This window comes from Burkholderia anthina (assembly GCF_001547525.1).
Taxonomy (GTDB): Bacteria; Pseudomonadota; Gammaproteobacteria; order Burkholderiales; family Burkholderiaceae; genus Burkholderia; species Burkholderia semiarida.
Window position 1 is genome coordinate 682,492 of the sequence record NZ_LNJP01000003.1, and the last position, 12,655, is coordinate 695,146.

The following is a 12,655-nucleotide window of genomic DNA, read 5'->3' on the forward strand; positions in this document are numbered from 1 at the left end:
CGCGACGTATCAGCAGCCGATATCAATCCGCGCCCCGCCGTCCCCCTCCCCCGCCTCGATCCGCACGTCGCCCGTCGCGGCGGCAATCGCGTCGTACACGTCGTCCGTCACGCACACCACCGGCACCGCGATCGCATACAGCTCGGCGGCCACGATCGCGCCGATCGAGACGATCAGGTCGCGCTCCTTCAGCACGATCCCGACCGGCCCCGTGCCGTTGCGCACCGCTTCCGCGAGCACGCTGCTGCTCGAACTGGAGCCCTTCGCGTGCGGCATCACCATCACCTTGCCGGCAAGGCTCGCGCCGGCTTGCGGATGCCCACGATCGACGATCCTGCCCGCGCCCGAGTCGTAGCCGCCCCAGAAGCTCAGCGGCTTGTCGAGCACGAACGGACGCGCACACGCGCTGCCCGGCACGAGCGTGTCGCCCGTCAAGAACTTGCCCGTCGCGTCAGTCATCGAATCGCACCTTGCCTTCGTACGCGGACCGCACGCATTCGCGCATGCTGCCGTACGCGACCGTCACGCCGATGTTCGCGGGCGCATATGACGCCCACTTCCCCGAGTTGGTCATCACCAGCCCCGACAACTGCTTCATCACCGGCGTGATGTACGTGCAGGTATCGACGACGATCTGGATGCCGCGCGCGGCGAATTTCTCCGCGAGGCCGGCTTCTTCCAGCTCCCACAAAATGAAGCGGCTCGTGTTCACGTAGAAATCGCAGGCCGGCTTGCCGTCGAAGGCGTCGAGCAATGTGTCGAGCGTGCGGAACTCGGCCAAAGAAAAATGCGGCGTGCCGAGCGCCACCGCGACGAGCGCGTCGCCGGCTGCGGCGTGGTTCAGCGTGCGGCGAATCTCGTCGAGATCGGCCATCGCGATATCGACCGTGCGCTGCGCCGCGTGCCCATGCAACGCGGCGTCGAGCGTCGGCGCCTCCGGCGTCACGCCCACTGCATGGAACAGCGCGACGGCCCCGCTCGACGCGGCGGCCGCGCCGAGCGCCTTGAGTTCGTCCTCGGTAGTGTCCGCCGGCAGCCCGACGATCGCCGGCACGATCGCGCCCGCGATCTTGCCGACCGCCAGCCCGAGCGCGGCGAAATAGATGTCGCGCGACGGCAGGCTGCTGAAGTCCGGCGCATTGAACACGATCCGCGCGGCGCGGTTCGCGTCGACATGCAGCCCCGCATACGGCGCGCGCCCCGTGATCGCGGCAGCCAGGTCGAGGAAATCGCCGTAGCGGCTCGTGCGTGCGCCGAGCACCGAGTTCGCGAACACGATCGCATTCGATTCGGCCCACGCGATCTGCTCGCCCAGCGCGGGGCGATGCTTCAGCTGATACGGCGCGCACGTGAAGCTCGATTCGCAGCCGAGCAACAAATGCGCGTCCATCAGGCGCCGCGCATCGCGCTGGATCGTGCGATCGCCGTGGTACAGCTCGGGATGGATCAGGTCGAGCGACCCGACGTTCAACGTGGTCGGCACCGCAACCTTCGCGCCCGTTTCGACGAAATAGTCGACGAAGTCGAGGCTGGTCTGGCCGTGGTACAGGCAGCCGTCGATATGCGCAGACGTAATGTCGATCAGGTGCGGCGCGGACATCACTTGCGCGGTGCGCGCGACGATTCGCATCGCACGGGCGACGCCGTCGCCGAAATCCCCGCGCAACATCGCGTCGTCGCGGTCACTCAACTGCAGCATCCGGTTGCTCCTCGTGACGCGTGCCGGCGGCGCCGGCTGCGTGAAATCCGTCAGAGGACTCTACAACTGGAAATAAAAACTGTCCAGATTTTCACAGATCCGGACCCACACAAAACCACTTTCACCGAAATTCGGCGACCAAATCACATAATGGCTCGCATTCCGATCCAGTTCCCCCTAACGCTCCGCAGTCAGGCTGAACAACTCGTCACGCAGCGCCTTCGCGCGATCGCGGCCGAACTGCGCGTCGAATTCGTCTTGCGCGGCCTGCCACGCAACTTTCGCCTGCGCGAACGTGCGCTCGCCGAGCTTCGTGAGATGGAGCGCATGCGCACGCGCATCGTGCTCGGACGCAGCCGTCGCGACGAAGCCATCGCGCTGCAACGGCTTCAGCGCGCGCAGCAAGGTCGTGCGATCCATCACGAGCGTGTCGGCGAGTTCGCTCATCAGCAGGCCGGGCCGGCGTTTGAGGTTCACCATGATCGAGAACTGGGCGGGCGTGACGCCAACCGGGGCCAGATGGCGTTCGTACAGTTGCGTGACGAAGCGCGCCGCCTGGCGCAGCGCGAGACAGTTGCACGCCTCGGAAATCGGAATGTCGTTCATGTTCCGGAATCTATATGTGCATATGCATAAAGTCAATGTACACTCCGCGGTAACAACGGCCGGCGGCCGGCCATCGCATCAAGGAGACGGACATGGACTACATCGACAAGTTGCGGATCTTCCGGTCGGTGGTGGAGATGCGCAGCTTCACGCGCGCCGCCGACATGCACGGCCTCGCGCGGCCGGTCGTCTCGCGCGCGGTGGCCGATCTGGAGGCGCGTTTCGGCAGCCGGCTGCTGCACCGGACCACGCGCCAGGTGTCGCTGACCGAGACGGCCGAGCGCATCTACGAGCGTTGCGCGGCCGTGCTCGACGAGCTCGACGCGCTGGAAGTTCAAGCGCAGGCACACACGCGCGAGCCCGAGGGCCTGCTGCGCCTCGTCGCGCATACGACGGCCGCGCTGAACCGGCTCGTGCCGTTGATCGCCGGCTTCAAGGCCGCGCACCCGAACGTGCGCCTCGACGTCACGCTGACCGAGCGCCCGGTCGATCTGGTCGGCGAAGGCTACGACATCGGCATCGTCGTGCCGTACATGCTGACGAGCGAATCGACCGTCGTGCGGCTGATCGAGCGCATTCCGGTCGTGATCGTCGCCACGCCTGCGTATCTGCACGCGCATGCGCGCCCCGAAAGCCCGGCCGACCTCGCCGATCATCCGTTCGTGCCGATCTCGCCGTCGCTGCGCCGCCCGGCGCTGTCGTTCCGCGTCGACGGCGACACGGTCACCGTGCCGTTCCGTTTCGACATCTCGTCGAACAGCCCCGTGTTCAACCGCGAAATGGTGATGCACGACTTCGGCATCGGCGTCGTCCCGAAAACGCTCGTCGAGGCGCAACTCGCGTCGGGCGCGCTCGTGCAGTTGCTGGAAGGCGCCGATCTCGTCGATGCGTTCGTCGAAATCAAGCTCGCGTACGCGAACCGCTCGCTGCTGCCCGCGAAGGTGAAGGCGTTCATCGACTACACGGCCGCGTATTGCGACCGCGAAGGCTGGAGCGTCCCGGCCGCGGCGTGACCGGGCGCGGGAACGCGCCTTTGCGACGCCGATTGGTACAGCCACGACACCAATCTGATCCTGTCCCGCCCCTCGCTTCGCGCCGCCCCGCCCCCTAACATGTGCACATGCACAAGACCACGCTCACCGATGACGATTGCTTCGCGGTCCGGCAAGCCGCCCGGCGAATCTCGCAGTTCTACGAGCGCTATCTGTCGCGGGCGGGCGTCACGCCGTCGCAGTACAGCATCCTCGCGCTGCTGCGCGAGCGGCCCGGCCTGACGATGGCGACACTGTCGAACGTGCTGGTGATCGAACGCACCGCGTTGCTGCGCGCGCTCAGGCCGCTCGTCGGCGCGGCGCTGGTGACGGGACGGATCGAGCCGCCATGTCGTGGTCAGACGTTTGCACTGACCGCGCATGGCGAAACCAAGGTGGCCGATGCGCACGTGCACTGGCTCGCCGCGCAGGAAGCGTTCGAGCGGTACTTCGGGTCGGCGCAGGCGGCCCGACTGAGAGACGAATTGTTCCGGATCACGCACAACCTGCCGGAACGCTAACCCCTTCCCCGATCGACACGACGACGTCGATCGCTTTGATCAGTGCATATACATAGGTGAATCGATGGATACGACTCAAGACGCTGCCTCGTCACGCGAAGCAGCCACAACCGAGCGGCCCGCGAAGCAACAACGCCGCGTGCCGTGGATGCGCATCGCGGTGGGCGCCGTCGTCGTCGTGGTCGCGGCCGCCGCGCTCGACTGGCTGTTCGTGCTGCGCTTCCAGGAAAGCACCGACGATGCGTACGTCGGCGGCGACGTGACGGTGCTCGCACCGAAGGTCAGCGGTTTCGTCGACAAGATCCTCGTGACCGACAATCAGCGCGTGAAGGCCGGCGACGTGCTCGTGCAGCTCGATGCGCGCGACTACGACGCGAAGCTCGCTCAGGCCAGCGCAGAAGTCGACAGCGCGCGCTCCGCCGTGACCGAACTCGAAGCGAAGCAGCAACTGCAATTCGCGGTGATCGGTCAGCACGCGGCAGACAAGAATGCGTCGTCGGCCGAGTTGACGCGCGCGGCATCCGATCGCGTGCGCTATCGCGAACTCGTGAAGTCGGACGCCGTATCGAACCAGATCGTCGAGCGCGCGGATGCCGATTACTCGAAGGCCGGCGCGGCCGTCGAACGCAGCGACGCCGCGCTGCTCGCATCGAAGCGGCAGCTAGACGTGCTCGGCGCGCAACTCGCCGATGCGCGGGCCCGCGTGAACACCGCGCTCGCCGCCCAGCGCGTCGCGGCGCTCAACGTCGAATACACGACGATCCGCTCGCCGGTCGACGGTTACGTCGGCAACCGCACGCGCCGCGTGGGGATGCTCGCGAACGTCGGCGTGCCGCTGCTGACGGTCGTACCGGCCTCCGGCCTGTGGATCGATGCGAATTTCAAGGAAGACCAGCTACGCAAGATGCGCGCGGGCGATCGCGTCGACGTCGCGCTCGATGCGTCGAGCACGCGCCTGCACGGCCGCGTCGACAGCCTCGCGCCCGCGACCGGCGCGACCTTCAGCGTGCTGCCGCCCGAGAACGCGACCGGCAACTTCACGAAGATCGTCCAGCGCGTGCCCGTGCGCGTGCATCTCGATCCGCAGCCGGGCATCGAGCAGGTGCTGCGCCCCGGGCTGTCCGCGGTCGTGACCGTGCATACCGACCACAAGAACTGAGCGGGAGCCGACGATGACCACCGCGTTTTCCGGCGACCCCGCGTCACAACCGACCAGGCAGCGCGTGTTCGCATTCGCGCTGATGTGCGTCGGCTTCTTCATGGCGACGCTCGACATCCAGATCGTCGCGTCGTCGCTGCGCGACATCGGCGGCGGGCTGTCCGCGAGCCAGGACGAATTGTCGTGGGTGCAGACGGCCTACCTGATCGCCGAGATCATCGTGATCCCGATGTCGGGGTGGCTGTCGAAGGTGATGTCGACGCGCTGGCTGTTCGCCGCGTCGGCCGTCGGCTTCACGATCACCAGCATGCTGTGCGGGCTCGCGTGGGACATCAACTCGATGATCCTGTTTCGCGGCATGCAGGGCGCGCTCGGCGCCGCGATGATCCCGACCGTGTTTACCACCGCGTTCGTGCTGTTCCCCGGCAAGCAGCGGCTGATCGCATCGACGACCATCGGCGCGCTCGCGTCGCTCGCGCCGGCGATCGGCCCCGTGATCGGCGGCTGGATCACCGACCAATGGTCGTGGCACTGGCTGTTCTACCTGAACCTCGTGCCGGGCATCGCGGTAGCCGTGCTCGTGCCGCGCTACGTGCATATCGACGCGCCCGATCTCAGCCTGATCAAGCGCGGCGACTATCTCGGCATCGCGTTGATGTCGGGCTTCCTCGGCTGCCTCGAATACGTGCTCGAGGAAGGCCCGCGCAAGAACTGGTTCGGCGACGACGCGATCGTGATCTGCGCGTGGATCGCCGGCATCTGCGGCTTCCTGTTCATCGTGCATGCGCTGACCGCGAAAGACCCGATCGTCGACCTGCGCGCGCTCGCCGTGCGCAACTTCGGGATCGGCAGCCTGCTGTCGTTCGTGACCGGCATCGGGATTTTCGTGACCGTGTTCCTGACGCCGCTGTTTCTCGCGCAGGTGCGTGCGTTCAGCTCGCTGCAGATCGGCATCGCGCTGCTGTCGGTCGGCGCGTTCCAGTTGATCGCGCTGTGTGCGTATGCGTTCGCCGCGCGCTACTTCAGCATGCGTGCGCTGCTCGTGTTCGGGTTGATCTGTTTCGGCCTCGGCTGCTACCTGTATACGCCGATCACGCACGACTGGGGCTGGCGGGAGCTGCTGCTGCCGCAGGCGCTGCGCGGCATCGGCCAGCAATTCAGCGTGCCGCCGATCGTGACGATGGCGCTCGGCTCGCTGCCGCAGTCGCGGCTGAAATCGGCGAGCGGGTTGTTCAACCTGATGCGCAACCTCGGCGGCGCGATCGGTATCGCAGTGAGCGCGACGATGCTCAACGACCGGCTGAATTTTCACTATCTGCGGCTGAACGAGCACGTGAGCGCCGGCGAACCGCAGATCGCGTCGCTGCTCGACCGCCAGGCCGCGTACTGGGGATCGGTGGCCGGCAATACGCTGAATACCGCGCAGGCCGGGCTCGCGAACCTGCATCGGCTGATCTATCGCGAAGCGCTGACGCTCACCTATGCGGATGCGTACTACGCGCTGTCGCTGTGCTTCGTCGTCGCGCTGCTTGCCGTCGTGTTTTCCAAACCCATTACGTTGAACGCGCCGCCGCCGGACGCGCACTGAGGCCAAGGATCATCATCATGAAGAAGCTACTCGTCGCGCTGACCGTCAGCGCATTCGCCGCCGGGTGCGCGGTGCAGCCCGCGCAGCATCCGGCGCTTCAGGATTCGGTTCGAACGCTCGCGCCCGATGGTTGGGATACCAATGTGCCGCGCGCGGACATCGACGCCGCCGCGTGGTGGGCGCAATTCCACGATCCCGTGCTGGACAAGCTGATCGCCGCGGTGCTCGACGGCAATCTCGATCTGCAGGCCGCCGCCGAACGCATGAAGCAGGCGCAGGCGCTGACCGTGCAGAAGCGCGCGGTGCTGCTGCCCGAACTCGACGCGACCGCGCACGCGGCCGATGCGCGGCAGAACACGCCGCCGCCGCTCGGCTATGTGCGGCAGGCGGGCGCCGGGCTCGCGCTGAGCTGGTCGCCCGATGTATTCGGCGGAGAGCGGCTCGATCTGCTTGCTGCTCAAGCGGAGTTGGTCGGGCAAAAGCATGCGGAAGATGCGATGCGGCTCGCGCTCGCGGCCGATGCGGCATCCGCGTATGTCGATCTGCGCTGGGCGCAGCAGGAATTGAAGATCCTGCAGGACAATGCGAAGATCCGCCAGCATGCGCTCGAACTCACGCGCAAGCGGCAGGCGTTCGGGCTGTCGACGGAACTCGACGTGACGCGGGCGCAGAACCAGTTGGATGCACTCGAAGCCCGGATCCCGCCGACGCAGGCGCAGATTTCGCATCAGCTCAATCTGATTGCCGTGTATTCCGGGCGCACGCCGGAATCGGTCGATCGGCTCGTGCTGGCGCAGGCTGGCGAGATTCCCGCGCCGCCGGCGGGCGCGCCGGGGACGTTGCCTTCGCAAGCGTTGTTGCGGCGGCCGGATGTGCTGACTGCCTATGCTCAAGTCGAGCGGCGTGCGGCACAAGTCGGCGTGGCGAAGGCCGAACGGTATCCGAAGTTTTCGTTGAACCTGACGGACGGGATTCTCGCGGCTTCGTATCTCGGGTTGCCGACGTTGACCGATAACCTGTTCAGCGCGGCGTTGAGTGCGACGAGCCCGATCTTCAACGCGGGACGGATTACCGCCGATATCTCGCAGAGCGAAAGCCGGATGCGCGAATCGGAACTCGGGTTACGACAGACGATGCTGCAAGCGTTGCGGGAAGTCGAGGATGCGCGTGCGAACTTGGTCAGTTCCGAAGAGGCGACGCGGCGGCTCGATGGTGCATTGGCGGCTTCCGATAAAGCGCTTGGGCTGGCGAATCAGCTGTATAAGGGTGGCGCGACGGATTTTCTGGATGTGCTGTCGGCGCAGGAGGTTTATCTGCGCGATTCGGATTCGCTCAACCAGGTCAAGCGCGAACATGCGCTGGCGGCGGTGGCGCTTTATCGGTCGCTTGGGGGTGGGTGGAGCAGGAATGATGCGGCGGGTGGGACGCAGACGGAAACGGAGGCTGTGGCGAAGAACTGACGATCAATGGGATATCGGGCGGATGGAGGCGGCCTCGCTTGTTCGGACAGTACGCTTAGATTTTTAAGTGGAACGTCGGAAGCAGCCATACTGCCAATTTGATCGCAGGCAGCGTCGCGAAGTAGCCTCATCTGGCCTCTGATCCGCCAAGCTCGAATGAGGCCGTTTCAGGTTGTACAGCTTGACATACTCGCCGATGGAGCGGCCGGGCATGGCGACAGCCGGATGTTCCGGCCCAGCACGGCCTCCGCGAGCACGTCCGCGTGCACTGGATGCCCGGGCCCACGGGGCTCGCTCGAGGGCGCCCCGGTCGTACCGAACACGGCGGCCGCGCGTTCCTGTAACTGCCGTTTCCATTCCGTGATCTGGCTCGGATGCACATCGAACTGCTGTGCCAATTCGGCAAGTGTCCGCTCGCCTTTGCCCGCTGCCAGCAATCTTCGCGTTGAACGCCGCCGACCACGTCCGCCGGGTTCTCTTCGTCCTTTTGCCGTTCCTTTGCCAGAATTATCGTTGGCTCAAGGCCCGACCGCTCCACTTATTCCGCTGTCCGATTTTGCGCGGACACCTCTAGTCGCCCACACGAGCAGTCAAACTGCCAATTAACGTGCACCCACACTCGGTATGATGGCCGTGCAACGCAACGCGTTGACCATCGATCGTTACCGTCGGATGCGCCTCGATTATCTTGTTAACTCCATGTGGTCGTCCGTCCGGATATTTTTCCGGACAGTCCACCAGATCGTGCAACCGCGCAATATTTTTGCCATCGATGCGATGTGTTTCCGATCCGGTGATCACTCGCCCACCATGTGAGGTCGCATCACCGACCACGATCATCTGCAATGCCATAACATGCTCCCTATAACGTAACCGACTGCGAAGCGCTCCCTGCGTCATGCGTGCCCATCCGCTCAATCTCGGCCCATACATTTGCCGGGACGCGAGTGATAGCGACACTAAACGACTCATCAGACTGCTGACGCTGAATCAGTAAATCATGAACGAACCGATTCCGATCGAAATCCTGTCCATACATATAGGTGTGCTGGCAGAAAGAAAGGCGGTCCCCCGGCTCGCGGATCCCCCACTGCACCGCACGGAGATAGCGAGGAATGAAATCCTCGAAGCGGTCAAGGTAGGTACGCTCTCCGTCGACATCGCCGGAATCGATCAGTGCAGCCAGAATCTCGTCGGGCTCCGTGTGCGCCATGAGGGCATTGACGTCCGACGGCTCGAGCTGAACCATGACGGAACGGCAGATCCTCGCGCTCGCCATCGATTCGTTCCGAATGTGCTGCCACTCCTTGTGACGCCCCCGGTACATCCATTGCTCGATAGGGCTCATGAACATGGCGCGAATCTGCTCACCCCACGTGTTCAACACCGCCGTTGTGTTACGCGGATCAAAGAACCGCACCATCGCGGTCATGTTGTCGCCAATATCCGCAAACAAGAATGCTTGCAGATGCGTGACCAGTGCATCCATCTCCACCCTGCTAGAGATCAAGGACAGGCATGGACTTTGGCGATCGAGCTGATCGAGTTCTACAAACCAGTCCGCCTCCGTGTCATCGACCGACACCAAAAATAGTGAAGCCGGTCCGAGTTCCTCTTCAGGCAGACCAGCGAAAACAGAGAGAAACGGTACGCCAGCATGCTGCAGCAAAGGCACCACTTTCGGCGGACATACCGCCGCGTCGACCAACCCCATCAGGCGAGCTTGCGAGGATGTAGCTTGTAGTTCCATCTGAAATCCTGTTTTTCGGCTTGCTTTCCAATCGCCTCAGGCCCACCCAGCTTGGGTCCTGCCATTACCCAAGTCGAGCTGCGAAGCGTTTGACGCAAGGCCGAGATATGCCTTGCGCTTATCTCCGCCAACAAACACGACTCGCGGGAAACCATACCCACCTGGCGCGTACTCGTGAAAATACGGCACCCGGAACCAGCAGCGGCTATCGTGTACGTAGTCATCAAATAGAGCGATGGCCCCTGCAGGCAACTTGTTCACGGCGTCGGGAGACGTATGCTGGCGTAGGAACGACTCCACGCCAGGTAATGGCGCAGCCATAACGTCGTCCTCTACGCGGTAATTCTGCACAAGCGTCGACCAGACCGTGTTGAGCAGTATTCCGCTATACGCCAGCGTAACGCACGGGGAATCACTCCCGGGCTGATCATGTTCGACGACAAATGTCGGTGGCACCTTGATCACGTCGCCACCGCGAGTCACTATTGGACGATGATCCGTGCGCTTCACTTTCCACCGTTCGCACTGGTCCGGATACAGGTACCCAAGAAGCAGCCGCATTTCCTCCGCGCCCTGCCGAAGGTCGGTCTGATCGTTGGTCACAACGTCGAGTGGCCCCTCCCCAGGACGGGCAGGTTTCGGGTTAGCGACACCAGGATGAGCAATTGCACCGCATAGCTGCTCGTTGCGCCGGTCCATGGCTTCGTTCAGCGCCGTCACCTGCCCCTTCTGCGTGCTCATGTATGACGCATATCCCGCTCCCATTGACAAGGCGTTCGCCCGGAGCAACTGAGATTGCGACCTCAGCTTACTCATAGTCGGATCATTTTCCGACGCCTTTGAAACCCCCTGCTGCACCTTATGCGGCGTCATCTTGTCTTCGTGCGCGCGCTTGAAGAACGACTGTCCCGTAACATAGCGCTGCGGATTACCAATGTCTGCGCGCAGCGTCCGCCACGCCAACATCTGACCCAATCCGACCTTCAGCGCATCTTCCACACTGTTGACATTCTCGACGGTCTTGCGCCACGCGTTAAATGCATCGATCACCGACTGGTCGAGAGCAAAGTCGGCAACCAGATCGGCGCGTTTAGTTATCGTATCGCTATCCATCAGTGGCACACCATACGAGGCGGCCTTCAGATACATATCGTGCAGCGGAATCTGGCTAAGTTTGTAGCTGTCGTCCCCAGCTTTCGCTGCAACCCCTCCTTTACCCTGTTCGCAGGGCGCATAGCCACCGCCCACGTCCGAATGGACGCCCGGATAGGCCACCTCGTCACGAATACCGCTGCCGTAGCTGTCCCCGTTGCGGATTGAATCAAGCGGAAAACTCATACGCTGCTCGTGCACCGAAAACGCGTGGTAACAGAATCGGACATCCTTAGGAATATCAAGCCGACCGTCGTTAGCGAACGCGAAGTGCCCATCAAATGTGCCAAAGTCCACGGTCGCACGAGTCGAGTCGGGGGGACCAACGGAGGCGACTGTATCGAAAAGACCAACGAAGTTGACCTTGTAATTCAGCGCATATTTTCCAGTCTGGTATCCAATCCGCCCGTCCCGAGCCCATTCATTAATCAGCTTGTTGACGAATACGCGTGCGCATGCCGCCCCCCGCGAAAAACCAATTACGTTGATCCAGATCTGCTTAACCGTCTGCGGATATCGCCCCTCGTCGATCGCCTGCTTGTGAGCGAGACCCAATCGATCGGTGTAGCCAACCAGCGGGAGTTTGTGACCATCGGCCACTTCCGTGCAAACTCTTTGGACGTCGCTATCCGGAATCAGATTTCGGGTCTTGTCGGTAGCAATAGCCCGATATATAGCATTCAGTACTCTCGTGTAGCCCCACACGCAGCGACTGCCAAAACCGGATGCCATTGACTTGCCGGAAGTCGAGTACGTCTGCTCACCAATACTCTTGAATGGTGTACCCACACCTGCTATATAGAAGCGAAATATCCCCTCTTCTGAGCGATCCAGTGCCGCGTTGTACAGACGCGCAACGTTGGAATGTGTGCGAACGAGTGAATCCCGGAAAGGATTTGTCTGTTCGTCGTTATTGTTCGTACCATCAAAGAACAGTGTGATATGAAGTGTCTGAGGGCAAGACATTAGAGCATCGCACACCAGCGCGCGCCCCTTTCTCAACGCCGTGATACTGCCCGCTATACGCCCACCCTGAGGCATCGGATCCGCCCATTTGAGGCTCATTGCGCACTCCCTCCATCCCGGTACAACCGATTCCACTCTTCATCCAAAATCCCATGCGCGATGTACGGATCGGTGTCTGGAGGGCGTATGCCCGGGTCGTTCAAATCACCCTTCTGTCCGTCAGCAACCATGATACGAACCCGATCACCCGGCAAGAAGACCGCCCAAATTCCGCCCATAATCTTCCCATATTTTGGGATCCGAACGTTTTCCGCCTTATACCAGTACCCCGGCGTCTTTCCGTCCTGCTTCTTGTCAACCAACCAGCGCACCGTTAGCTTCAGGTCTGGCTGCCATACAGAGGGGATGTCGCTGCAGCACATATCACCGCCACCACCGTACGGCCTATTGTCTGCTTCAGCAGGCAATACGTTCGGGCCACCACCGCTTACCCCCGATCCCTTCGGCCCTTCGAATCCCCACTTATGGATGTACCAAGGGGAGTAGTTCAGAGTCGAGGCGCCAATACCCAGCGTATCGTAGTGCTTCGGCAGGCTCGACAGCTCAAGCGGCTGTGCCATAGCGCCGGGGTGCTTATCGCATGCCCCGAGGCCAAAAACGGCAGCAAAGGCGACGGCCTGGATCGCACGTCGCCCGAAATGGGAAAGTCGGTCTGTCATCATG

The 12,655-nt window shown here is 62.9% G+C and carries 12 protein-coding genes and 1 pseudogene; 5 read left to right on the forward strand and 8 right to left on the reverse strand.

The window, feature by feature from the left end:
- Nucleotides 1-9 precede the first annotated feature (9 nt).
- The 3 genes from WS64_RS23325 to WS64_RS23335 all read right to left on the reverse strand — a co-directional run bounded on the left by WS64_RS23325 (nt 10) and on the right by WS64_RS23335 (nt 2,305).
- Nucleotides 10-459, reverse strand: coding sequence for an aconitase X swivel domain-containing protein (locus WS64_RS23325; RefSeq protein ID WP_060967824.1), 450 nt, complete (start codon nt 457-459; stop codon nt 10-12).
- On the reverse strand, nt 452-1,699 hold the full coding sequence (locus WS64_RS23330; RefSeq protein ID WP_060967825.1) for an aconitase X: 1,248 nt from the start codon (nt 1,697-1,699) through the stop codon (nt 452-454). Before WS64_RS23330 ends, WS64_RS23325 begins: the two co-directional genes overlap by 8 nt.
- 177 nt (nt 1,700-1,876) lie before the next feature.
- Nucleotides 1,877-2,305, reverse strand: coding sequence for a MarR family winged helix-turn-helix transcriptional regulator (locus WS64_RS23335; protein WP_060967826.1), 429 nt, complete (start codon nt 2,303-2,305; stop codon nt 1,877-1,879).
- A gap of 92 nt (nt 2,306-2,397) precedes the next feature.
- Between WS64_RS23335 and WS64_RS23340 the strand changes: the two genes are divergently transcribed.
- From WS64_RS23340 to WS64_RS23360, 5 genes are all read left to right on the forward strand, one after another.
- On the forward strand, nt 2,398-3,318 hold the full coding sequence (locus WS64_RS23340) for a LysR family transcriptional regulator (RefSeq protein WP_059575302.1): 921 nt from the start codon (nt 2,398-2,400) through the stop codon (nt 3,316-3,318).
- A 107-nt stretch (nt 3,319-3,425) separates the two neighbouring features.
- Nucleotides 3,426-3,857 (forward strand): MarR family winged helix-turn-helix transcriptional regulator, encoded by a 432-nt coding sequence (locus WS64_RS23345; RefSeq protein ID WP_059575300.1) that lies wholly within the window; start codon nt 3,426-3,428, stop codon nt 3,855-3,857.
- Nucleotides 3,858-3,921: 64 nt separating this feature from the next.
- Nucleotides 3,922-5,016, forward strand: coding sequence for an HlyD family secretion protein (locus tag WS64_RS23350; RefSeq protein ID WP_060967827.1), 1,095 nt, complete (start codon nt 3,922-3,924; stop codon nt 5,014-5,016).
- Between the two features lie 13 nt (nt 5,017-5,029).
- Complete coding sequence (locus WS64_RS23355; RefSeq protein ID WP_059575295.1) at nt 5,030-6,604, forward strand: DHA2 family efflux MFS transporter permease subunit; 1,575 nt, start codon at nt 5,030-5,032, stop codon at nt 6,602-6,604.
- 17 nt (nt 6,605-6,621) lie between these two features.
- Nucleotides 6,622-8,064: an efflux transporter outer membrane subunit gene (locus WS64_RS23360; protein ID WP_060967828.1), complete on the forward strand. Its 1,443-nt coding sequence runs from the start codon at nt 6,622-6,624 to the stop codon at nt 8,062-8,064.
- 293 nt (nt 8,065-8,357) lie between these two features.
- Here WS64_RS23360 and WS64_RS33385 read toward each other — a convergent pair.
- The 5 genes and pseudogenes from WS64_RS33385 to WS64_RS23380 all read right to left on the reverse strand — a co-directional run.
- Nucleotides 8,358-8,502, reverse strand: a pseudogene (locus WS64_RS33385) (transposase); the annotation flags it as partial.
- A 132-nt stretch (nt 8,503-8,634) separates the two neighbouring features.
- On the reverse strand, nt 8,635-8,916 hold the full coding sequence (locus tag WS64_RS33390) for a PAAR domain-containing protein (protein WP_081103904.1): 282 nt from the start codon (nt 8,914-8,916) through the stop codon (nt 8,635-8,637).
- Nucleotides 8,917-8,926: 10 nt separating this feature from the next.
- Complete coding sequence (locus tag WS64_RS23370; protein ID WP_060967830.1) at nt 8,927-9,814, reverse strand: DUF4123 domain-containing protein; 888 nt, start codon at nt 9,812-9,814, stop codon at nt 8,927-8,929.
- Nucleotides 9,815-9,850: 36 nt separating this feature from the next.
- Nucleotides 9,851-12,031: a T6SS phospholipase effector Tle1-like catalytic domain-containing protein gene (locus tag WS64_RS23375; protein ID WP_060967831.1), complete on the reverse strand. Its 2,181-nt coding sequence runs from the start codon at nt 12,029-12,031 to the stop codon at nt 9,851-9,853.
- Nucleotides 12,028-12,654 carry a DUF3304 domain-containing protein gene (locus WS64_RS23380; RefSeq protein ID WP_060967832.1) on the reverse strand — a complete coding sequence of 209 codons (627 nt, stop codon included), beginning with the start codon at nt 12,652-12,654 and terminating at the stop codon, nt 12,028-12,030. The genes WS64_RS23375 and WS64_RS23380 overlap by 4 nt, the downstream gene beginning before the upstream one ends.
- Nucleotide 12,655 lies beyond the last annotated feature (1 nt).